Here is a 21,825-nt window from a genome sequence, read left to right as displayed (position 1 = left end):
GGATGGCTCGTGATGGGGAGCCGCGGTGCGGGAATCGGATCTCGGGGCGTCCGGGAGTCTCGGCGTGATGGGAGAAGGGGGTTGGCATCCGATCGGTTCCGATATATCGTTGAGGTGTCGTGATGGATCGACGATAGAAAGGAGCGTCACGATGCGTTCTCATGGGCATGGACACGGACGTGAGCACTGCGGACCCGGCCAGCGTGGCTGGGGTGAAGGCGAGGGGCGTGAGGGGCGGCGCGCGGCGTTCGGTCCGTTCGGCCCCGGATTCGACGGTCCGCCCTTCGGCGGCCCCCCGTTCGGCGGCCGTGGCCGCGGCGGACCGGGTGGCCGGGGGATGCGCGGCCGGGCGCGGCGCGGCGATGTGCGCGCCTCGATCCTGGCCCTGCTGAAGGACCGCCCGATGCACGGCTACGAGATGATCCAGGAGATCACCGAGCGCAGCGGGGGAGCCTGGCGGCCCAGCCCCGGCTCGGTGTACCCCACCCTTCAGCTGCTCGAGGACGAGGGGCTGATCGGCAGCGAGAGCGAGGGCGGCAAGAAGCTGTTCGCGCTCACCGACGCCGGCCGCACCGAGGCCGAGGCGGTGCCCGCCGCTCCGTGGGAGGAGGCCGGGCGCGGTATCGACTGGGAGGCCATGCAGGAGGTCCGCCAGGCGGGCTTCGGGCTGATGGAGGCGTTCGCCCAGGTCTGGCGGACCGGCAGTGCGGAGCAGCGGCAGAAGGCCGTCTCCGTCATCAATGAGTCGCGCAAGCGGCTGTACCTCATCCTCGCCGAGCAGGAGGAGGCGAACGGCGGCGCCGAGCGCGGCGGCGAGGGCTGAGCCCCGCCGGACGGGGGTGCGGCCGCGCGGGGGCGGCGGAGCGGGACGGGGGGCGCGGGGGAGTTCAGACGACCAGTGCGCTCAGCTTGCGCAGTGATTCATTGAGCGCGGTGCTCGCCGAGTCCTTCAGCTTCCCGGCCATCAAGGAGACCGCCGCCCCGGTGAACTCCCCGTCGACACGCACCGTCGTGGCGTCGCCGTCCGGTGTCAGCGAGTACCGCATGGCGAGGTTCACGCCCATCGGGCCCTTGCCCCGGGTGGTCAGCAGCCGGGCCGGTTCGCACTCCTCGATGGTCCAGGTCGCCTCGGCCGGAAAGCCCATCAGCTTCATGTTCTCCTGATAGGTGGCCCCCACCTCCAACGTGGCCGGACCGCCCTGCGGGAAGCTGGTGTGGGTGGCGTTCCAGTCGCCGTACGCGGAGAAGTCCGTCAGCCGGGCCCAGACCTTCTCGGCCGGTGCCTCGATGCGTGTCTGCGCGCTGACCTCGGCCATGGGGGAGTCCCTTCGGCGCGTTGCTGCGGGGTGTGGTGTGACGGTGCCCGGCAACGTAGCCCCGGGTCGCGGAACATTCAATACTGACGGGTCATCAGTTCCCGTCCATCGGGGTCGCTCTCCGCCCCTCTCCTCCCCGAGGAGGAGAACCGGTCATCCACGCACAACCACGGTGGGATGCGCACATGCTTCCCGGCGAGGATGCTCCGGCGTGCGGGGACTGATGGGGTGAGAGTGTGCGAAGTCCTACCCTTTCCGCCGGCCAGGACGACACCGGATGCGAGGACCGGGTGAGCGACGTGGTGGCCGCCGTGATCGCGGGAGCCCGCCGGCGCGCCGTGCGCGACGGTGACGCGCAGATCGACACCGCCCATCTGCTGCACGGCCTCCTGGAGTCCGACCCGGACGTACGGGACGCGTTTCCCGGTGGCTCGCCCCAGGTGAGCCGGCTGCTGGGGTATCTGGTCCAGCGCGCCATCGGGTACGGGCTCCGGTGGAGCGGCGGCGTCGAGGGCTCGGGGACGGCGCGGTCGGCGGGGAGCGGGCCGGCCGGATGGTCGCCCGCCGCGGCGGCCGCCCTCGAGACGGCGGTGCGTCGCGCCGTCTCCCGTGGCGCGTCCCGCGCCGACGGCCTCGATCTCCTCGCCGCGCTCGTCCATGACCGGGAGTGTCGTGCCATGGAGGTACTGCGGCGCGCGGGTGTCGCCGTCGCGCCACTGGTCACCGCGTTGGAGGGGGAAATCTGACAGTAGTCATAGGGGTGACGGTGCTGACGTGGGCTGACATGATGGCCGGGTGCGCGTATCCGGAGATCACTCACGGCAGAGGAATGCCGGCCTGGGGCTCGCCCTGCTGTCGGCGTTCACGTTCGGCGGGTCGGGTGTCGCCGCCAAACCGCTGATCGAGGCGGGGCTCGCGCCGCTCGAGGTCACCTGGCTGCGGGTGACGGGCGCGGCCCTGGTCCTGCTGCCCCTGGCCTGGCGCCATCGAGGGCTGCTGACCCGCCGCCCCGGACTGCTGGTGGGGTTCGGTCTGCTGGCCGTGGCGGGGGTGCAGGCGTGCTACTTCGCGGCGCTCTCCCGCATCCCCGTCGGCGTGGCGCTGCTCATCGAATACTTCGCGCCCGCGCTGGTGCTCGGGTGGGTGCGGTTCGTCCAGCGCCGGCCGGTGAGCCGTGCCGCGGCGCTCGGGGTCGTGCTGGCCGTCGGCGGGCTCACCTGTGTGGTGGAGGTCTGGTCCGGGCTGAGCTTCGCGCCCCTCGGAGTGCTGCTCGCCTTCGGCGCGGCGTTCTGCCAGGTGGGCTACTTCGTCCTCTCCGATCACGGCAGCGACGGCCAGGACCCGGCGGATCCGCTCGGTGTCATCGCCCACGGACTGCTGATCGGGGCCGTGGTGCTGACCGTGGTCGGCCGCCCCTGGGAGATGGACTGGACGGTCCTCGCCGGGCGCGCCGACCTGGCGGGCGCCCGTGTCCCCGCGTGGGCGCTGCTCGCCTGGATCGTGCTGGTGGCGACGGTGCTCGCGTATCTCACCGGGGTGGTGTCGGTGCGTCGGCTCTCACCGCAGGTGGCCGGGGTGGTGGCCTGTCTGGAGGCGGTGATCGCGACCGTTCTGGCATGGGTGCTGCTGGATGAGCACCTGGGCGTGGCGCAGGTCGTCGGCGGTGTGGTGGTGCTGGCCGGGGCTCTGATCGCCCAGACCTCCACCCCGAAGGCCGCCGCGGCGGAGCCGGTGGCGGCCTCGGCGCCGGTGGAGGGGGAGCGGGAGTTCACGGCGGGGGGATGACCGGCCCCGCCGCCCTGCGCGCGACGACATGAACGAAGCCCCTGAGGGCGGCGGGGCGGCCCGGTCAGAGCCGGGTGAGGTAGCCGGGCACCGGCGTGTCGGGTGCGAGGTCGTCGGCGGGGACCGGCGCGCCGTAGGTGCGGGCGACCGGCACCACGCCGCTCCAGTGGGGGAGCTCCAGGTCCTCGGCGTCGTCGTTGGGCCCGCCGGTGCGGACCTTCGCGGAGACCTCTTCGAGGTCCAGGCGGAGCACGGCGGTGGCGGCCAGTTCCTTGGCGTTGGCGGGCCGGGAGTCGGCGGCCCGGCCCGGCACCACATGGTCCACCAGGGCGTCCAGGGCCGCGGTGCGCTCGGCCGGATCGGTCACCGGGCGGGCGGTGCCGTGCACCACCACCGAGCGGTAGTTGATGGAGTGGTGGAACGCCGAACGGGCCAGGACCAGCCCGTCGACATGGGTGACGGTGAGACACACCGGCAGCCCCGGCTCCTCGGCGCCCGACCCGCCCGCCATGCGCAGCGGCCGCGCCCCCGTCGAGCCATGGATGTACAGCCGCTCCCCGACCCGGCCGTAGAGGGTCGGCAGGACGACGGGGGCGCCCTCGCGTATGAAGCCCAGATGGCAGACGTAGCCCTCGTCGAGAATCGCGTGCACCACCTCCCGGTCGTACGAGGCGCGCTCGCGGGAGCGGGTGGGCACGGTGCGGTCGGTCGGCCGGTAGGCGTTGTCGGGCGCGTTGGTCGCGGCGGTGGCGTCCGGGGCGGGCATTTGCGTCCTCCATTGCGCTAGTGCAAAATAGCGTTTGTGCTAGGAGAATATCCGATCGCAGGTCGTCGCGCAGCCGAGATCGCGGCCAGTGTGGAGCGCGGGGTCGGCGTCGGCGGGCTGCCGCCGGGCCAACTGCTGCCACCCTTGCGGGAGTTGGCCGAGCGGCTGGGCGTGAATCCCCATACGGTCGCGGCCGCGTATCGCGTGCTGCGCGAACGGGGCGTGATCGAGACGGCGGGGCGCCGGGGCAGCCGGGTGCGCTCCCGCCCGTCCAGCACGCCCCGCGAGTGGATCGGCGTCGACGCCGCCGGTGCGCGCGATCTGTCGAGCGGCAACCCCGACCCCGCGCTGCTGCCCGCGCTCGGCGCGCCGCTCGCGGCGGCCGCGGCGCGCGCGGCGGAGCGCCCCACGCTGTACGGCGCGCCGGACGTCGTCCCCGAGGTGGCCGAGCTCGCCAGGGCCGCCCTCGACGCGGACGGGGTGCCGCCCGGGCCGGTCGCCGTCACCTCCGGCTCGCTCGACGCGATCGAGCGGGTGCTGGCCGCGCATCTGCGGCCCGGTGACGCGGTCGCCGTCGAGGACCCCGGGTGGGGCAGTCTGCTCGATCTGATCCCGGCGCTCGGACTGCGCGCCGTGCCCGTAGGGGTCGACGACGACGGACCGCTGCCCGAGCGGGTGGAGCACGCGCTGGCCCAGGGCGCGCGGGCGCTGGTGGTCACCGACCGGGCGCAGAACCCGACGGGCGCGGCGGTGAGCGCGACACGCGCACATGAGCTGCGGGGCGTACTCGCCGGCCACCCCGATGTGCTGCTGATCGAGGACGACCACGGGCACGGCATCGTGGACGTCCCCCTGCGCCCCCTGGCCGGGGGCACCGACCACTGGGCGCTGGTCCGCTCCACCGCCAAGGCGTACGGCCCGGATCTGCGGCTCGCCGTGCTCACCGGCGACGCCGTCACCCTGGACCGGGTGCGCGGCCGCCAGCGGCTGGGCCCTGGCTGGGTCAGCCATCTGTTGCAGGACGCGGTCGCCTGGCTGTGGCGGACGGGCGCGGTCGACCCGGCGGCGGTGGCGGCGTCGTACGACACGCGGCGCGCCGCGCTGGTGCGGGCGCTGCGCGAGCGGGGGATCGCCGCGCACGGGCGCGGCGGGATGAACGTATGGGTGCCGGTCCCGGACGAGACCGGCGCGGTCGCCCGGCTGCTGGCGGCGGGCTGGGCCGTCGCCCCCGGGGCGCGCTTCCGCGTGGCCTCGCCACCGGGGGTGCGGCTGACGGTCTCGCCGCTGGCCGCCGACGAGATCGGGGCGGTCGCCGACGCGGTGGCCGCGGCGGTGGGAGCGACGCCGTCGGGACGGCTGGGCTAGGAACTTGTGCGATGGATCCGTACGGTCCGCGAACGGCCGCCGGACGGGGTCCGGGACGCGCCGGGGCGCCGCTGGGTCAGGGCCGCGCCGATGAGGACGATCACGGCGCCCACCGGCGTGTTCCAGGTGAGGTGTTCCCCGAGGATCGCCACGCCCGCGGTGGTGGCGATCACCGGGACGAAGTACGTGACCATCATCGCCGTCGTCGGGCCGACCTCGTCGACGAGCCCGTACTGGACCAGGAACGCCACCCCGGTGCCCAGCGCGCCCAGGGCGAGCACCGAGAGCAGGGGCAGGACCGGGAAGGAGGTGGGCGTCGGCGCGAACACCGGTGCCACCAGGGCGAGTTGCACCGTGCCGAGCAGCAGCTGCCCACCGGACATCGACAGATGGGAGTGGCCCGTGTCGCTCAGCGTGCGCCGGACGTACTGCCAGCCGACCGCATAGCTGGCCGAGGCGATCAGCGCCAGCGCCGTGCCCAGCGGATCCTGGCCGGAGAAGCCCTGCCAGGCGCCCAGCACGATCAACACGCCGATGAAGCCGAGCCCGAGACCCGCGACACGCTGACGGGTCGGCCGGTCGTCGGAGACCACGACCACCGCGAGCAGCATCCCCCACAGCGGCGAGGCGGCGTTGCAGATCCCGGCCAGGGTGGAGGGGATGGTCAGCTCGGCGTAGGCGAACAGCGAGAACGGCAGCGCGTTCAGGAAGAACGCCGCCACCGCCAGATGGCCCCAGACCCGCGCCCCGCGCGGCAGTCGCTCCCGCTTCACCACCAGCGTCACCAGCAGCACGGCGGTGCCGAACAGCATCCGCCCGAGCGTGACGTACAAGGGGGCGAACGCCTCATTGCCCACCTTGATGAAGAGAAAGCTGAAACCCCAGACCAGGGAGAGCGCGCCGAAGCGGATGCGCCAGTCGAGGAGCGGTCGGCGGACGGGTTCGGGGGACGGCCCCGCGGTGGAGGCGGCGGCAGGGGGCGCCGAGGCGGCGACTGAGGTCATGCCATTACGATGTGGGCTGCAACCTCTTAGGACAAGCGAGAATTCGTTCGCGGTATCGCGTAGTATTTCTTACATGAACCTGGATCGCCTCCGCACGCTGTACGCCGTGGCCCGCCACGGATCCGTGAGCGGGGCGGCCGAGGGGCTGCATGTCACCACCTCCGCCGTCTCGCAGCAACTCGCCAAGCTGGAGCGGGAGACCGGACAGCAACTGCTCGCCAAGAACGGGCGCGGGATCCGGCTCACCGACGCCGGGCGGCTGCTCGCCGACCACGCGGCGCGCATCCTCTCCCAGGTGGAGCTGGCCCAGGCGGATCTGGAGGCACAGCGCGGCCACGCCGTCGGCGAGCTGCTGCTGGGCGCGTTCCCGACCGCCGTCCGCGGTCTCTTCCCGGACGCGCTGAGCCGGCTGCGCACCGAGCATCCGCAGCTGAACGTGCGGCTCCAGGAGATGGAGCCCGATGAGTCGGTGCCCTCGGTGGTGCGCGGCGACATCGATCTGGCCGTGGTCCTGGACTGGTACAACAAACCGCTGCCGATGCCCGGCGGGCTGGTGAAGGCCGCCCTGCTGGACGATCCGGTGGATGTCGCGATGCCCGCCGACCACCCCCTCGCCGACCGGCACGCGGTCGAGCCGGAGGACTTCGTGGACGACGAGTGGATCTCCTGGCCCAAGGGCGGGTTCTGCTACGACTGGCTGATGGTGACCCTGCGCGGCAAGGGCATCGAGCCGAGGATCCGGCACACCGCGCATGAGCACCACACCCAGCTCTCGCTGATCGCCGCCGGGCTGGGCATCGCCGTGGTGCCCCGGCTGGGCCGCGGTCCGGTGCCCGAGGGGGTGCGGATGGTGCCCGTCAGCCAGCCCACGATGCGGCGGCACATCTACGCGATCTGGCGCGCCGACGCCGACCGCAGGCCGTCGATCCGGGCGGCGGTCGAGGTGCTGCGGTCGGTCGGCGAGAAGATCATCGACTGACCCTCTCCTGATCCGGGCCGCTCAGCCCCGCGGCATCTTGCGGAAGTCCCAGGAGCGGACCGCCTCGGGGACCAGCCGCAGCCAGGCGTGGCGACCGTCGTGCGGCATGGCGTCCAGGCCGAAGTACTTCGCCGCGAACATCCGCTCCGGCGCGTCGAGTTCGGGGCACGACACGCCGGTGCGCGGCTCCTCGCCCACGGGGACCGCCTCGCCGGAGAGTTCCACCCCGCGCAGTTCGCCGTACTCGTGCCCGTCGTCGACCACCACCGCGAGCCGCGGATCGCGGCGCAGCTCGGCCCAGCGGCGGCTGCGGGTCAGGGAGTACAGCCACAGGGCGGTGCCGTCCCAGCAGAACCACAGCGGGCTGATATGCGGCCGTCCGTCCGCGGACACGGTCGCCACCCGGCAGGTGCGCTGTTCGGCGAGGAAGGCGTCCAGCTCGTCCTGGCTCATCATGATGCGGCGTCCCCGCCGCTGAGTGACGGTCATCCGACCTGTACCTCCCGGTAACCCGTTGTGCGGCACAGGATGATGGCTCTTCCTTGATGACGCAAGGGACGCTACTCTCCCGCGCCGTGACCCCGAGCCCCCGCGAAGACGCCGTGCCCCCGCGCGAAGGCGCCGCGCCTCCGCGCCCCCGCGAAGACCTCGTGGAACTGCTCCGGCCGGAAGGCTGCGCCCTGCTCACCGTCGAATGCCAGCAGGGCGTGGTGGGGCCGGACAGCGCGCTGCCCGAACTGGCCGCCGTGGCCCAGGAGTCCGGCGCGCTCGGGCGTGTCGCCCAGTTGGTGGCGGCCGCCCACGACACGGGCGTCCAGGTGCTGCACGCGGTGGCCGAGCGACGCGCCGACGGACGCGGCGCGAGCCGCAACGCACCGCTGTTCCGGGCCGTCGAGCGGTTGCCGGTCCGGCAGCTCACCGGAAGCGCGGCGGTGGAGATCGCCGAACCGGTCCCGGTGGCCCCCGAGGACCTGGTCGTACGGCGGCTGCACGGTCTCTCGCCGATCGCCGGGACCGAGGTGGACGCGCTGCTGCGCAACCTGGGCTGCCGCACGCTGGTCATCACCGGCGTGTCGGCCAATGTGGCGATCCCGGCCGCCGTCTTCGACGCGGTCAACCTCGGCTATACGGCCGTGGTGCCCGAGGACGCGATCGCCGGGGTGCCCGCCTCGTACACCCCGGCGATGGTCCGCCACACCCTCGCCCTCGTGGCCGCCGTCACCACGGCCGACGAGGTGGATGCCGGCTGGCGGCGGACGGCCGTCACGCCATCCAGATCGAACTTCCCTGCACCTTGATCTGCGCGCCCGGCAGCGGCTTCTGCGCCGGACCGCCCTTCACACTGCCGTCGTTGATGTCGAACTTGCTCTGGTGGCAGGGACAGTTGATGGTGCCGCCGCTCACATCGCCGACCGAGCACCCCTGGTGCGTACAGATCGACGAGAACGCCTTGAAGTCACCCGCCTTGGGCTGGGTCACCACGACCTTGTGGTCCTTGAAGACCATGCCGCCGCCCTCGGGGATCTGGGAGGTCTTGGCGAGTTCCATGCCGTCCCCGCCGCCCGACTGGCCGCCCTCCGCGCTCTGCGACCCGCTCTGCGACGGCTGCGCGCCCCCGGCGTCCTGGGCGCTGTCCGCGCTGCCGCCGCCCGAACCGCCGTCGTCGTCCTTGCCGCATGCGGCAAGCGTGGCGGCCAGCCCGGCCGCTCCGGCCGCGGTGACGACGGCACGGCGGGTGGTGCCCTGCCCGGGGATTGCCGACTGCGTCATGGTGGTGCCTCCTGCTCGGGGGACGATTCACCGTTCCATACGGACGGCGGGGCCGCCGCGTTCAGCCGCCCCGCGCATCATCGCGCCGCAGGCTCGGAAATCGCTTTGCCGACCGCCCGGCCGAGCCATGAGAATGTCGGTCCATGGGACATCTGGAGGCCGCGCACCTCGCCTACTTCCTGCCCGACGGACGGCTGCTGCTCGGCGATGTGTCGTTCCGCGTAGCCGAGGGCACGGTGGCCGCTCTGGTCGGGCCCAACGGGGCGGGCAAGACCACACTGCTGCGGCTGGTCTCCGGCGAGGTGGAGCCGCACGGCGGCACGGTCACGGTCAGCGGCTCCCTCGGGGTGATGCCGCAGTTCATCGGCTCGGTGCGCGATGAGCGGACGGTGCGCGACCTGCTGGTCTCGGTGGCCCAGCCCCGGATCCGCGAGGCCGCCCGCGCGGTGGACGAGGCCGAGCTGGCGATCATGGAGCGGGACGACGAGGCCGCCCAGCTGGCCTACGCCCAGAGCCTGAGCGACTGGGCCGAGGCGCGCGGCTACGAGGCCGAGACGGTGTGGGACATGTGCACCACCGCGGCGCTCGGAGTGCCGTACGAACGGGCCCAGTGGCGCGAGGTGCGCACGCTCAGCGGCGGCGAGCAGAAGCGGCTGGTGCTGGAGGCGCTGCTGCGCGGGCCCGACGATGTGCTGCTGCTGGACGAGCCGGACAACTATCTGGATGTGCCGGGCAAGCAGTGGCTGGAGGAGCGGCTGCGCGAGACCCGTAAGACCGTGCTGTTCATCAGCCACGACCGCGAGCTGCTGGCACGCGCGGCCGCCCGGATCGTCAGCGTCGAGCCGAGCCCGGCGGGCAGCGATGTGTGGGTGCACGGCGGCGGCTTCGCCACCTACCACGACGCCCGCGAGGAGCGGTTCGAGCGCTTCGAGGAGCTCCGGCGGCGCTGGGACGAGAAGCACGCCCAGCTCAAACGGCTGGTGCTGGACATGCAGCGGTACGCGGCCCGCAGCGACGAGATGGCCTCCCGCTACCAGGCCGCCAAGACCCGGCTGCGCAAGTTCGAGGAGGCCGGGCCGCCACCGGAGCCGCCGCGCAAGCAGGACATCACCATGCGGCTCGCGGGCGGGCGCACCGGGGTGCGGGCGCTGACCTGCCGGGGGCTGGAGCTCGAGGGGCTGATGCGCCCCTTCGACCTGGAGGTCTTCTACGGCGAGCGGGTGGCCGTACTGGGCTCCAACGGCTCGGGCAAGTCCCACTTCCTGCGGCTCCTGGCGGGCCAGGACGTCGCCCACCGGGGCGAGTGGAAGCTGGGCGCGCGTGTCGTGCCCGGCCACTTCGCCCAGACCCACGCCCATCCGGAGCTCTTCGGGCGCACGCTGGTCGACATCCTGTGGACCGAACACGCCCGGGACCGGGGACGCGCGATGAGCGCGCTACGGCGCTATGAGCTCGACCGCCAGGGCGACCAGACCTTCGACCGGCTCTCGGGCGGTCAGCAGGCCCGGTTCCAGATCCTGCTGCTCGAACTGGCCGGGACGACGGCGCTGCTGCTGGACGAGCCCACGGACAACCTGGACCTGGAGTCGGCCGAGGCGCTCCAGGACGGGCTCGGAGCCTACGAGGGCACGGTGCTCGCGGTCACCCACGACCGCTGGTTCGCGCGGTCCTTCGACCGCTTCCTGGTCTTCGGGTCGGACGGCGTCGTCCGCGAGACGGCGGAGCCGGTCTGGGACGAGCGCCGCGTCGACCGGGTCCGCTGAGCGCTCCGCGGGCAGTGGCGCGAGGGGCGGTCGTTCATCAGCGGTGGGCGCTGTTGGCCGGCACCATCTTCTTCAGCTGCTGGACCGGGTGGAGCGCGGGCGAGCGCTGGATGACCACCATGGCGGCGTCATCGCCGAGCCGCCCGCCGACATGGGCCAGCAGATCGCGGCGGATGTGGTGCAGCAGCCCCTCGGGACCGGAGCCGCACCACTGCGCGACCCGCTGGACCAGCGGATAGAAGGACCCGTCGGGGGCGCGGGCCTCGATCACCCCGTCCGTGTAGAGCAGCAGTGTGTCGCCGTCCTCGAAGGGCATGGTCTCGGGCGTGCCGGGGTCGCCCGAGCTCCTGGGGAGTTCGCACATGCCCAGCGGCGGTCCGGGATTGGCCGGGTGCAGGGTGGTCACCCGGCCACCCTCCCGCAGCAGCAGGGGCGGCGGATGCCCGCAGTTGGCCATGAACATCACCGCGCCCTCGTCCGGGATGTCCACCAGCAGGGCGGTGATGAAGTGCTCGCGCAGCTCCTCGTCCGCTTCCGGCCGCGGCTGCTCGGCACCGCCGTGCTCGACATTCGCGGTGGCGATGTGCTCGGCCAGGTGCCGGCAGACGCTGCGCTCCAGGACGTCGGTGAGCTCCAGCAGGTCGGGGGTCAGATGGGCGGCCTCCCGGAAGGCGCCCATCAGCACCGACGCGTCGCTGATGGAGGTCAGCCCCTTGCCCCGGACATCCCCGATGATCAGCCGGGTGCACTCCTTCACCCGGGTCGCGGCGTACAGGTCCCCGCCGATCTGCGCCTCGTCCTCGGCCGCCATATACAGCGAGGCGACCCGCAGCGGGCCCAGCCGGTGCGGCAGCGGCCGCAGTACGACCCGCTGAGTGGCCTCGGACACGGACCGCACCCGGGCCAGCTCACGGTGGCGCCGTCGCTGCTCCCGGGCGTAGGCCGTGATGAGCAGCGAGAGCACGGCGAGGGCCGCGATCTGCACCTGGTGGTTGACGTCGAAGCCGCCGCGCAGCGCCGCGATGAGTATCTGGGCGGCCACCGCCAGCGCGCCGATCAGCCCGGTGGTCCGGGGGCCGGCGAACGACGGGGTGATGGCCGGGGCGACCACCAGCAGCGGGCCGAGATGGATACCGGACGGGGTCAGCAGATCGACGACGGTGATCGCCACGATCAGCCCGACGGGGATCGCCACCAAGGCGTACCCAGGCTGCCATGGCCTCGTCAGATCGGTCAGCCGTCGGCGAACTCCCACGTCTTCCACTGTGCACCCTCCCCGCTACAGGGGCTCCCTCCCCACCGGGCCCCATGATCCGTGCCGGCCGGCGAGGACCCGGCCGATCGCCGCCGGAAGCACCGGGACGGCGGCTTCCCGGTCCTCCAGGCGCCGCAGCTCCTGGGCCGCCGCGCGTTCGATCTCCGACGCCTCCGTCTCCGCCCGCTCCCGGGCGTAGGCGGAGACCAGGCCGTGCAGCCAGAACCGCGGCACGGCGCCGGGACCGCCCGTGTGGACGACCTTCAGCAGCCGGGTGTCCGCCAGCCGTTCCAGCGCCTCCGCCACGTCGGGCACGGCGAGGCTCGGCAGCTCGGTCCCCGGGGGCGCGGACAGCATCCGGACACCGGACAGCCCGAGCATCCGGAACAGACGGCGATCGTCCTCGGCCAGGCGGTGGTAGGCCGGGGCGAAGCAGGAACGCACGCTCAGCGGGCCATGGGTGAGCTCGTCCAGCGGCCTGGGCCGGTGTGTCAGCCGGTGGACGAGGTCGCCGAAACTCCAATGGGACCGGGCCGCGAGCCTGGCCGCGGCGATGCGCAGGGCGAGCGGCAGACAGCCGCACAGCCGCGCCACCTCGCGGGCCGCCGCGAGGTCGCGGTCCACCCTCGAGATGCCCAGGACCCGCCGGAAGAGCATCAGGGCCTGGTGCAGGCTCATCTCGTCGTGCTCGACCCGGGAGGTGAAGGGGAGGCTGGTGAGCCGCGCCCGGCTGGTGATGATGACCGCGCTCTCCACATTGCCCGGCAGCAGATGCCGGACCTGCGCCTCGTCGGCCGCGTCGTCGAGCACCGTGAGGACGCGCCGGCCGCGGAGGCTGTCACGGAAGCAGGCGGCCTGGGCCCCGATCCCCTCGGGCAGCGCCGACATCGGGTGGTCCAGGGCGAGAAGCATCTGGGCGAGCGCCGCCGCGGGATCGATGGGGTGCCTGGTGCTGCCCCCGAGGTCGACGTAGAGCTGGCCGTCCGGGAACCAGGGGCGCAGCCGGTGCGCCAGATGGACGGCGGTCGCCGTCTTTCCCGCTCCGCCCTGGCCGGTGATGGCGGTGACGGCCGTGGCGGTGCGGTCGCTCGCCGTCAAGGCGGGCGCCAGCACGTCCGTGGTCTCACAGGGCACGAAGTCGGCTATGTCGCCGGGGAGTTGGGAGGGCGCCCGGCGTCCGGCCGGCGTCGCGAACGGCGGCCACCCGGCGGTCGATCCGTGGTGCTTCGGCTGCGGGGACAGCAGGGCCCGGTACAGGCGCTGCACATCGGGGGTGGGCTCGGTGCCGAGCTCCTCGGCGAGCTTGGCCCGCAGATCGGCGTAGACGGCCAGCGCCTCGGCCGGCCGGCCCGACTGGTGGAGGGCCGACATCAGATGGCGGTACAGGGTCTCGCGCAGCGGATACCGCTCGATGAGCGGCTTGAGCCTGCCCACCACCTGGGCGTGGGCTCCCATGGCCAGCATCACATCGGTCTGCTCCTCAAGGGCGACCAGCCGCAGTTCGGCCAGCCGGTCGGCCTCCGCCGCGACGCAGTCGCCCGCGTCGGCGTCGCTGAACGCGTCCCCTTCCCAGAGGGACAGCGCTCGCTCGAGCCTGACCGCCGCCCCGTCGAGATAGCCCTTGTCCCGTTCCCGCATGGCGGCCGCGAGCAGCTTCTCGAACTGCTCGGAGTCGACTTCGGCGGGCACCAGCCGATAACCACCCGGCTGGGTCGATATCACGGACGTGACGGTGTCCGGTCCGGCCAGGGACCGGAAAAGCGACCTGAGCCGGGACACCCTGACATGCACCGCGTTGAGCCGTTTGGTGGGAGGCGGATCCGGCGTTGTCGCCTCGACAATGTGATCGGTCGACACCGATTGTCCCGCATGGGCTAAGAGTTCGGCCAAGAACGCCCTGTCCCGCCTCCCGACCAGGGTTATCGGCGGGCCTTCCCCGTCGGAGACTCGCAAGGCTCCCAGAACGTAGAACTTCACGGCGCGATCGTTGCACGGCACTCGCCCGAAAACCATCCTTGCTGATGGGGGAGTTGCCCGGGAACTTGATCGGGAAGTCGAGCAGCGAAGTCGCCCGGGAAGTCGACCCGGGAAATGGTTCGCACCCGGCGCGCGCGGCGGCCGACGCTACGCCACGCCCAATTGCCCAGCAAGCCCCGTGGACACTACCGGTCACGTTGATCGCCGTGCTCGTGATCCCCGCACCGCCGGTGCTAATTTCGGCCGTATGACATCCGCGACTCCGGAGGAACACGTGCCCGCCGGACAAGGGGCGATCTCCGGGTAAAGCCAACCGGCTTGTTCGCTCTTGTCGCCGCTCGCGGTCCGGTGTTCGCCGGTCGCCGGTGCCGCTGCAATTCCTATGGCCGCGCGCCGTTGTCTCCCAGGGTTCCCGGAAGCGGAGAGCGCGGGCTCATATCGCGAGGAACCGTCTTGCTGTCTTCTTTCGGAGTGCTACTGTGAGCCGTTCTGGAATGACCCCGGACGAACTGCGGGAACGTCTGGCTCCGCTGCCGCGGCACGAGCGGCTGGAGATTCTCCTCGGGCTCGTGTGCAGCAAGGTCGCCGAAGAACGGGAAACCGGCGACGCGCGGTCCATCGACGCCCACACCCCCTTCCGCGCGCTCGGGCTCGTCCGTGACAAGGCGGCGGCCCTGCTGCGGAGTCTCACCGCGACCACCGGTGTTCCGCTCTCCTCCGTCGCCGTCTTCGACCACCCCGATCCCGCCGCGCTCGCCGCTCATCTGCTCACCCGGCTCACCGGCCCGGAAGAGGCACTGGAGGAAGAGCAACCGGCGGAAGGGCAACTGGCGGACGAGAAGCGGGCCGAGGACCCCATCGCCATCGTGGGAATGGCCTGCCGCTTCCCCGCCGGGATCACCTCCCCCGAAGAGCTGTGGGAGTTCCTCGAGCAGGGTGGCGACGCCGTCACCGGCTTCCCGGTGGACCGTGAATGGGACGTGGCGGGTCTCTATCACCCCGACCCGGAGCACATGGGCACCTCCTACACCCGTTCCGGAGCCTTCATCGCTGATGTCGCCGACTTCGACGCGGATTTCTTCGGCATTTCACCCCGCGAGGCCGTGGCGATGGACCCGCAGCAGCGGCTGCTGCTGGAAGTGGCCTGGGAGGCGGTGGAGCGGACCGGCATAGCACCGCACACCCTGCGCGGCAGTTCCACCGGGGTCTTCATCGGCACCAATGAGCAGGACTATCTGTCGCGCTTCTTCCAGCCCCCCGCGGAGAGCGAGGGATTCCTCATCTCCGGCAACGCGGCGAGCGTCCTGTCCGGCCGGGTCTCCTATGTGCTGGGCCTCCAGGGCCCGTCGGTGAGCGTGGACACCGCGTGCTCCTCCTCGCTCGTGGCCCTGCACCAGGCGTGCCGGTCGCTGCGCGACGGCGAGTGCGACCTGGCGCTCGGCGGGGGAGTGGCGCTGATGTCCTCCCCCGGCGCCTTCATCGACTTCGCCCGCAAACGGGTGCACGCGGCCGACGGCAGGTGCAAGGCGTACGCGGACACCGCGGACGGCACCGGCTGGGGCGAGGGAGCGGGGGTCCTCGTACTGGAGCGGCTGGCCGACGCCCGCCGCGCCGGTCACCGCGTCCTCGCCCTGATCCGCGGCACCGCGGTGAACCAGGACGGCGCCTCCAACGGGCTCTCCGCGCCCAACGGGCCCTCCCAGGAACGGGTCATCCGGCAGGCGCTCGCCGACGCCGGGCTGAAGCCACGCCAGGTGGACGCGGTCGACGGCCACGGCACCGGCACGCCCCTCGGCGACACCATCGAGGCGCAGGCGCTGCTGGCCACCTACGGCCAGGGCCGGGACGCGGACCGGCCGCTGTGGCTGGGGTCGGTCAAGTCCAACATCGGGCACACCCAGGCGGCCTCCGGCGTCGCCGGCCTCATCAAGATGGTCAAGGCCATGGAGCACCGGTGGCTGCCGAAGACCCTGCACGTCGACACCCCCTCCCGGCGTGTCCCGTGGGACACGGGCGCGGTGCGGGTGCTGGACAGCGGCCGCGCCTGGCCCGAAGGCGAGGAGCCCAGGCGGGCCGGCGTGTCGTCCTTCGGCGTCTCCGGGACCAACGCCCACCTCGTCGTCGAGCAGCCACCGCCGGTGACCGCCGCGGAGCCCACCGACGCCGCCCCCGCGTCCGCCACCGCGGTGCCGTGGGTGCTGTCCGCCCGTTCCGCCGACGCCCTGCGGGAGCAGGCCGGGCGGCTGCGGACCACGGTGGCGCGGAACACCGCGGCCTCCGTCACCGACATCGGAGCGGCCCTGGCCACCACCCGCTCGCCCTTCACCCACCGGGCGGTGCTCATCGGATCGGACCGGGAGGCTCATCTGGACCTCCTCGCGGCCGTCGAGCGGGGCGAGACGGCCGAGCACGCGGTGACCGGCGCCGCCCGCCCCGGCCTCGGCCGCCCCGTGTTCGTCTTCCCCGGACAGGGCGCCCAGTGGCCCGGGATGGGCGCCGACCTCCTCGACTGGTCGCCCACCTTCGCCCGTGCCCTCCGCGCGGTCGACGCCGCCTTCGCGCCCCTGGTGACCTGGTCGGTGGAGGACATCCTGCGGCAGCGCCCCGGCGCCCCGTCACTGGACGAGCCCGAAGTGCTCCAGCCGGTGTCGTTCGCGGTGTCGGTCGCCCTGGCCGAGCTGTGGCGGGCCCACGGTGTGGAACCGGCCGCCGTCGTCGGCCACTCCCAGGGCGAGGTGGCCGCCGCCGTGGTCGCCGGAGCCCTCGGCCTGGAGGACGCCGCCCTGATCATGGTCGTCCGCACCCGGGCCCTGATGCGGCTGCTCGGCAACGGGGCCATGGCGGCGGTGGACCTGCCCCTGGACGAGGTGGAGCGCCGGCTCGGCGGCTACGACGGCGGGATCTCCGTCGCGGCCGTCAACGGGCCCACCCAGATCACCGTCTCCGGAACCCCCGGGGCCGTCGACGCCCTGCTGGAAGAGGTGCGGGCGGAAGGCGTCCGGGTGCGGAAGATCCGCGGCGCCGCCGCCGCGGGCCACTCCGCGCAGGTCGAGGCGTTGCGCGAGGAACTGGTCTCGGGACTGGCCGCCGTGACACCGCGTTCGACGCACATCCCGTTCTACTCCTCGGTGACCGGGGAGCCGGTGGACACCGCGCGGCTGGACGCCGGGTACTGGTACGACAACGCCCGCCGCACCGTGCGCTTCGACCTGGCCGTACGGGCCGCGCTGGCCGAGGGGCACACGGCGTTCCTGGAGGCCGGTCCGCATCCGCTCCTCACCGCGGCCGTGCAGGACCTGGCGTTCGACGCGGCGGTCCCGGCGGTGGCCGGTGGCTCGCTGCGCCGGAACGAGGACGGGCCCATGTGCTTCCGGCGCGCCGTGGCCGAGCTCTACGCGGCCGGGGTCGACGTCGACTGGACCACGGCCTTTCCCGACCCGCCCCGCACCCGGGTGGACTTGCCCACCTACCCCTTCCAGCGGCGGCGCTTCTGGCTCAAGGCCGCGGCTCCCGGCCCGGCACCGGCGGCCGGTCGGTCGTCCGCCGCCGCGGACCCGGCACGGGATTCCTTCTGGCGCGCCGTGGAGGACGAGGACGTCACCGCGCTCACCGGTGTCCTCGGCATGGCCGGCGACGGCCGGGCCGTCGCCCTCGCGGACGTCCTCCCGGCCATGGCCACCTGGCACCGGCGCCACCGTACCGAGGACTGGCGCTACCGGATCGCCTGGGAACCCCTCGGGCCGACGCCCCCGGCCCCCGCGGGCGACCGCGGCCCCTGGCTCGTGGCCGTACCGGCGGAACACGCCGAACACGCCGTCACCCGGGCCGTGATGGACGCGGTGCGCGGGCACGCCGAGACGGTGCTGACCCTGTCGGTCGAGGCCAAGGACGACCGGGCGTCCCTCACGGACCGGATCCATGACCTCCTCCCCGGCCGGCCGCTCTCCGGCGTGGTGTCCCTCCTCGCGCTGGACGACGACACGCCGTCCGAGGCCGCCCCCGGCGTACCGGCGGGCACCGCGCACACCGCCGCGCTGATGCAGGCGCTCGGGGACGCGGGGACGGATGTGCCCCTGTGGCTGATCACGCGGGGAGCCGTCGCCACCGGCGACGGCGATCCGGTGACCCACCCCGTCCAGGCGCAGACCTGGGCCCTGGGCCGGGTGCTCGCCCTGGAGCACCCCGACCGGTGGGGCGGTGTGATCGACCTGCCCGCCGAGCCGGGCCCGGCCGCGGTGCGCACCCTCACCGCCCTGCTCACCGGCGGCGACGACGATCAGCTCGCCGTCCGGGACGCCGGTGTGTTCACCCGCCGCCTGACGCGCGCGGCGGACGCCGCACCGGGCCCCGCCGGATGGCGGCCGGACCCCGACGGCACGGTCCTCATCACCGGTGGCACCGGCGCGCTGGCCGGTCATGTCGCCACCTGGCTGGCCGACCAGGGCGCCGGGCACCTGATGCTCGCCAGCCGGCGCGGCCCCGAGGCCCCGGGCGTGGCGGAACGCGTGGCCGAGCTCAGGGCGCGCGGCACCGAGGTCACCGTGGTCGCCTGCGACCTGCGCGACCGGGACGCGGTACGCGACCTGCTCGCCGACGTCCCCGGGCGCCACCCGCTCACCGCCGTCGTGCACTGCGCGGGGATCGGCCGCCTCCAGGCCCTGGCCGACACCACACCACAGGACTTCTCCGACGTCTTCGCCGCGAAGGCCGAGGGCGCGCGCCATCTGCACGAACTCACCGAGGAGATGGGCATCCGGCTGGACGCCTTCATCCTCTTCTCGGCCGTCTCCGCGGTGTGGGGCGTCGGCCGCCAGGGCCACTACGGGGCGGCCAACGCCTACCTGCTCGCGCTCGCCGAGCACCGCCGGAGCCGGGGCCTCCCCGCCACCGCGCTCGCCTGGACCGGCTGGACCGGGGGCGGTATGGCCGTGGAGGACGCCTCGCAGGAGACCCTGCGGCGGCACGGCCTGCCCGACGGCGCCTTCGACCGCCTCGGCATGACCAAGGAGGAGGCCGCCGCCGAGACCGGAGAGCTCTGGGGGCTGCGCGGCATCGACCCGCGGACCCAGCTGGAGGTCCTGCGCACGGCTCTGGACCGCGGCGACGCGGTCACCATGGTGGCCGACGTGGACTGGGAACGGTTCACCACCGGATACGCGTCCGCGCGCCGCCGACCGCTGCTGGCCGGGATCCCGGAGGCGCTGGCGCTGATGGAGCGCCTCGACGGACCGGCCACCGAGCCGACCGGCGAGGGCGACGGCTCCGGCGCGCCGCGGACGCCCGAGGACTGGCAGCGCGACCTGGCCTCCGCCACCCCGGATGAGCAGCGGGCCCGGGTCCTGGAGCTGGTCCGCGACCGGCTCGCCGAGGTCCTGGGGCACGGCTCGCCCGAGGACGTCGACCCCGACCGCCCGTTCCTCGAGATGGGACTCGACTCCGTCTCGGCGGTCCAGCTGCGCAACCGCCTCGGCACCGCGGTGGGGCTGCGACTGCCCGCGACCATCGCCTTCAACCACCCGACCCCGCGCGAACTCGCCGGATACGTATGGTCCAACGTGGCGCCGCCGGCCGCCGAGGCCGACGCCGCCGACGCGGCGGGCACCCCCGCCGAAGCCCCCGCCGCCCCCACCACGGCGTCCGACGACACCCTGGTCCAGCTCTACAACTACGCCTGCGCCCACGGCCACGTGGACGAGGCGGTGAAGATGCTGCATGTCGCGGGACGGCTGCGCCCCGCCTACACCGCCCCGGACGAACCGGCCACCCGGCCGGTACCGGTGCGTCTGGCGGAGGGCCCGGACCGGCCCTCGCTCATCTGCCTCACCCCCTATGTCGCACCCGCGGGCGCCCACCAGTACGCGCGCTTCGCCGCGCCCTTCCGGGGCGTCCGGGACCTGTGGGCGCTCTCCCACCCCGGTTTCGCCAAGGGCGAGCCGCTCCCCGCCGACCTCGACACGCTCTTCGCCACCCAGGCGCGGACGGTGCTCGACACCGCGGGCGACACGCCGTTCGTCCTGCTCGGCTACTCCTCCGGTGGCTGGGTCGCCCACGGCACCGCGGCGCGGCTCGAGGAACTCGGCCGCCCGCCCGCCGCGGTGGTGATGCTGGACAGCTTCAGCCTGCGCCACCGCGAGGACAACCGGGTCTTCTCCACGATGATGAACCAGCACCACGAGCGGGAGGGGGACTTGGAGGTCCCGCCCGAGGAGCTCACGGCCATGGGCCGCTACCTGCCGATGTTCCACCAGTGGGACGACATCCCAGCCCTCTCCGTGCCCACCCTGCTGGTACGGGCCGAGGAGCAGGCCGTGCTCAACCCCGGGACCGGGGCCGTCACACCGCCGCCGGAGCACGTGGACATCACGGTCCCGACCCCCGGCAACCACTACTCGATGATGCAGGAACACGCCCCGCGCACCGCCGAGGCCGTCCGGACGTGGCTGGCGGACACCCTCGCCCCCCGATGAGCCCGCACCGGGTCCGCGCCCTGTCTCCCGCGGTCCGCGCCCCGTCGTCCGCGGCGCCTGAACCCAGCACCTGAACCCAGCATGTGAACGAGGAGCCCCTTTCATGGTCAAATCCCTCTACGAGCTCGGTGAACTGCCCCCGCTGGGCGAGGTCCCCCAGCAGATGTACGCCTCCCTCATCCGTCAGGACCGCTTCGGAGAGCCGGTCAAGGCGTTCCGCACCGAGGTGGTCGACGTCCCCGCCGTCGGACCCGGCCAGGTGCTGGTCTATGTGATGGCCGCGGGCATCAACTACAACAACGTCTGGGCCGCCAGCGGCCAGCCCGTCGACGTCATCGCCGCACGGCAGAAGTTCGGGCTCCCGGAGGACTTCCACATCGGCGGTTCGGAGGGCTCCGGGGTGGTGTGGGCGGTCGGCCCCGGCGTCCGCCACGTCCGGCCCGGAGACCAAGTGGTCCTCTCCGGAGGGCAGTGGGACGAGACGGCCGAGGACATCCGCCTCAGTGGCGAGCCCCCGTTCTCCAGCTCCGCCCTGGCCTGGGGGTATGAGACCAACTACGGCTCCTTCGCCCAGTTCTGCCTGGTCAACGAGGTCCAGTGCCACCCCAAGCCGGAGAACCTCTCCTGGGAGGCGGCGGCCTGCTTCATGCTCTCGGCGCCCACCGCCTACCGCCAGCTCTTCGGCTGGCAGGGCAATACGGTGCGCCCCGGCGACCCGGTGCTCATCTGGGGCGGCGCGGGCGGCCTCGGCTCCAGTGCCATCCAGCTGACCCGGATGGTCGGCGGCATCCCCATCGCCGTGGTGTCCGACGACCGGCGTGCCGAGTTCTGCCTCGAACTCGGCGCCCGGGGGGTCATCAACCGCAATGACTTCGACCACTGGGGCCGGCTGCCCGACGCGGACGACGAGGAGGGCATGGCCCGCTTCCTGCGCGGCGCGCGGGCGTTCGGCAAGAGGATCTGGGAGATCCTCGGCGAGCGCGCCGCACCGAGGATCGTCTTCGAGCACAGTGGCCAGGCGACCCTGCCCACCTCCGTCTATCTGTGCGCCACCGGCGGCATGGTGGTGATCTGCGGCGGCACCTCCGGCTACAACGGGGACATCGACCTGCGCCACCTCTGGATGCGGTCCAAGCGGCTCCAGGGCTCGCACGGCGCCAACACCCGGGAGTTCCGCGAGGTGACCAAGCTGGTGAGCGAGGGCGTCCTCGACCCCTGCCTCACCCGCTGCGACGACTTCGAGGGAGTCGGCCGGCTGCACCAGCTGATGCACGACAACACCCACCCGGGCGGCAATATGTCCGTCCTCGTCAACGCCCCCGAGCGCGGCATGAACACCCTGCCTGCCTGATCGGGCCACCCATACGTCCAGGAGAAC

Annotated in this window: 16 protein-coding genes; 9 read left to right on the top strand and 7 right to left on the bottom strand. The window is 73.1% G+C overall.

Going from position 1 to position 21,825, the window contains the following annotated elements; genetic code table 11:
• Window positions 1-151: 151 nt before the first annotated feature.
• Window positions 152-823 (top strand): PadR family transcriptional regulator, encoded by a 672-nt coding sequence (locus ABD329_RS20850; protein WP_198281483.1) that lies wholly within the window; start codon window positions 152-154, stop codon window positions 821-823.
• 64 nt (window positions 824-887) lie between these two features.
• On the opposite strand, the gene ABD329_RS20845 is transcribed toward ABD329_RS20850, so the two are convergent.
• Window positions 888-1,316, bottom strand: a complete 429-nt coding sequence (locus tag ABD329_RS20845; protein WP_198277515.1) for a type II toxin-antitoxin system Rv0910 family toxin — start codon at window positions 1,314-1,316, stop codon at window positions 888-890.
• Between the two features lie 236 nt (window positions 1,317-1,552).
• Here ABD329_RS20845 and ABD329_RS20840 point away from each other — a divergent pair, with 236 nt between their 5' ends.
• Together ABD329_RS20840 and ABD329_RS20835 are read left to right on the top strand one after the other, a co-directional pair.
• On the top strand, window positions 1,553-2,062 hold the full coding sequence (locus ABD329_RS20840) for a Clp protease N-terminal domain-containing protein (protein WP_198277514.1): 510 nt from the start codon (window positions 1,553-1,555) through the stop codon (window positions 2,060-2,062).
• A 49-nt stretch (window positions 2,063-2,111) separates the two neighbouring features.
• Window positions 2,112-3,101: an EamA family transporter gene (locus tag ABD329_RS20835; protein ID WP_198277513.1), complete on the top strand. Its 990-nt coding sequence runs from the start codon at window positions 2,112-2,114 to the stop codon at window positions 3,099-3,101.
• A 64-nt stretch (window positions 3,102-3,165) separates the two neighbouring features.
• Here the strand turns inward: ABD329_RS20835 and ABD329_RS20830 are convergent, their stop codons facing one another.
• Window positions 3,166-3,867 (bottom strand): pyridoxamine 5'-phosphate oxidase family protein, encoded by a 702-nt coding sequence (locus tag ABD329_RS20830; RefSeq protein ID WP_198277512.1) that lies wholly within the window; start codon window positions 3,865-3,867, stop codon window positions 3,166-3,168.
• Between the two features lie 36 nt (window positions 3,868-3,903).
• On the opposite strand from ABD329_RS20830, the gene ABD329_RS20825 reads away from it, so the two are divergent.
• Window positions 3,904-5,232, top strand: coding sequence for an aminotransferase class I/II-fold pyridoxal phosphate-dependent enzyme (locus ABD329_RS20825; RefSeq protein ID WP_344316734.1), 1,329 nt, complete (start codon window positions 3,904-3,906; stop codon window positions 5,230-5,232).
• Here ABD329_RS20825 and ABD329_RS20820 read toward each other — a convergent pair.
• Window positions 5,229-6,236, bottom strand: a complete 1,008-nt coding sequence (locus ABD329_RS20820) for a DMT family transporter (RefSeq protein ID WP_198277510.1) — start codon at window positions 6,234-6,236, stop codon at window positions 5,229-5,231. The genes ABD329_RS20825 and ABD329_RS20820 overlap by 4 nt on opposite strands.
• A gap of 73 nt (window positions 6,237-6,309) precedes the next feature.
• On the opposite strand from ABD329_RS20820, the gene ABD329_RS20815 reads away from it, so the two are divergent.
• Window positions 6,310-7,215, top strand: a complete 906-nt coding sequence (locus ABD329_RS20815) for a LysR family transcriptional regulator (protein ID WP_138912483.1) — start codon at window positions 6,310-6,312, stop codon at window positions 7,213-7,215.
• A gap of 21 nt (window positions 7,216-7,236) precedes the next feature.
• Here the strand turns inward: ABD329_RS20815 and ABD329_RS20810 are convergent, their stop codons facing one another.
• Complete coding sequence (locus tag ABD329_RS20810) at window positions 7,237-7,704, bottom strand: pyridoxamine 5'-phosphate oxidase family protein (protein ID WP_198277509.1); 468 nt, start codon at window positions 7,702-7,704, stop codon at window positions 7,237-7,239.
• Window positions 7,705-7,760: 56 nt separating this feature from the next.
• On the opposite strand from ABD329_RS20810, the gene ABD329_RS20805 reads away from it, so the two are divergent.
• Entirely contained in the window at window positions 7,761-8,513 is a 753-nt protein-coding gene (locus tag ABD329_RS20805) for a cysteine hydrolase family protein (protein WP_246618500.1), read from the top strand.
• Here the strand turns inward: ABD329_RS20805 and ABD329_RS20800 are convergent.
• Window positions 8,479-8,985 carry a Rieske (2Fe-2S) protein gene (locus tag ABD329_RS20800; RefSeq protein ID WP_198277508.1) on the bottom strand — a complete coding sequence of 169 codons (507 nt, stop codon included), beginning with the start codon at window positions 8,983-8,985 and terminating at the stop codon, window positions 8,479-8,481. The genes ABD329_RS20805 and ABD329_RS20800 overlap by 35 nt on opposite strands.
• A 143-nt stretch (window positions 8,986-9,128) precedes the next feature.
• On the opposite strand from ABD329_RS20800, the gene ABD329_RS20795 reads away from it, so the two are divergent.
• Window positions 9,129-10,748, top strand: coding sequence for an ATP-binding cassette domain-containing protein (locus tag ABD329_RS20795; protein ID WP_198277507.1), 1,620 nt, complete (start codon window positions 9,129-9,131; stop codon window positions 10,746-10,748).
• Window positions 10,749-10,785: 37 nt separating this feature from the next.
• On the opposite strand, the gene ABD329_RS20790 is transcribed toward ABD329_RS20795, so the two are convergent.
• Window positions 10,786-12,003 (bottom strand): PP2C family protein-serine/threonine phosphatase, encoded by a 1,218-nt coding sequence (locus ABD329_RS20790; protein WP_309142735.1) that lies wholly within the window; start codon window positions 12,001-12,003, stop codon window positions 10,786-10,788.
• Between the two features lie 24 nt (window positions 12,004-12,027).
• Window positions 12,028-13,725, bottom strand: coding sequence for an AfsR/SARP family transcriptional regulator (locus ABD329_RS20785; RefSeq protein ID WP_198277506.1), 1,698 nt, complete (start codon window positions 13,723-13,725; stop codon window positions 12,028-12,030).
• A 749-nt stretch (window positions 13,726-14,474) separates the two neighbouring features.
• On the opposite strand from ABD329_RS20785, the gene ABD329_RS20780 reads away from it, so the two are divergent.
• Both ABD329_RS20780 and ccrA read left to right on the top strand, forming a co-directional pair.
• On the top strand, window positions 14,475-20,447 hold the full coding sequence (locus ABD329_RS20780; RefSeq protein ID WP_344316733.1) for a type I polyketide synthase: 5,973 nt from the start codon (window positions 14,475-14,477) through the stop codon (window positions 20,445-20,447).
• A gap of 103 nt (window positions 20,448-20,550) precedes the next feature.
• On the top strand, window positions 20,551-21,798 hold the full coding sequence (gene ccrA / locus ABD329_RS20775; protein ID WP_198279501.1) for a crotonyl-CoA carboxylase/reductase: 1,248 nt from the start codon (window positions 20,551-20,553) through the stop codon (window positions 21,796-21,798).
• Window positions 21,799-21,825 lie beyond the last annotated feature (27 nt).

It is taken from the genome of Streptomyces javensis (assembly GCF_039525925.1).
Taxonomy (GTDB): Bacteria; Actinomycetota; Actinomycetes; order Streptomycetales; family Streptomycetaceae; genus Streptomyces; species Streptomyces asiaticus.
This window is presented reverse-complemented; position numbering and strand designations above follow the sequence as displayed.

Excerpts from the sequence above, each read along its gene's own strand:
- ABD329_RS20850 (WP_198281483.1), top strand. The coding sequence starts at position 152 with ATGCGTTCTCATGGGCATGGACACGGACGTGAGCACTGCGGACCCGGC.
- ABD329_RS20845 (WP_198277515.1), bottom strand. The coding sequence starts at position 1,316 with ATGGCCGAGGTCAGCGCGCAGACACGCATCGAGGCACCGGCCGAGAAG.
- ABD329_RS20830 (WP_198277512.1), bottom strand. The coding sequence starts at position 3,867 with ATGCCCGCCCCGGACGCCACCGCCGCGACCAACGCGCCCGACAACGCC.
- ABD329_RS20820 (WP_198277510.1), bottom strand. The coding sequence starts at position 6,236 with ATGACCTCAGTCGCCGCCTCGGCGCCCCCTGCCGCCGCCTCCACCGCG.
- ABD329_RS20815 (WP_138912483.1), top strand. The coding sequence starts at position 6,310 with ATGAACCTGGATCGCCTCCGCACGCTGTACGCCGTGGCCCGCCACGGA.
- ABD329_RS20810 (WP_198277509.1), bottom strand. The coding sequence starts at position 7,704 with ATGACCGTCACTCAGCGGCGGGGACGCCGCATCATGATGAGCCAGGAC.
- ABD329_RS20805 (WP_246618500.1), top strand. The coding sequence starts at position 7,761 with ATGACGCAAGGGACGCTACTCTCCCGCGCCGTGACCCCGAGCCCCCGC.
- ABD329_RS20800 (WP_198277508.1), bottom strand. The coding sequence starts at position 8,985 with ATGACGCAGTCGGCAATCCCCGGGCAGGGCACCACCCGCCGTGCCGTC.
- ABD329_RS20795 (WP_198277507.1), top strand. The coding sequence starts at position 9,129 with ATGGGACATCTGGAGGCCGCGCACCTCGCCTACTTCCTGCCCGACGGA.
- ABD329_RS20780 (WP_344316733.1), top strand. The coding sequence starts at position 14,475 with ATGACCCCGGACGAACTGCGGGAACGTCTGGCTCCGCTGCCGCGGCAC.
- ccrA (WP_198279501.1), top strand. The coding sequence starts at position 20,551 with ATGGTCAAATCCCTCTACGAGCTCGGTGAACTGCCCCCGCTGGGCGAG.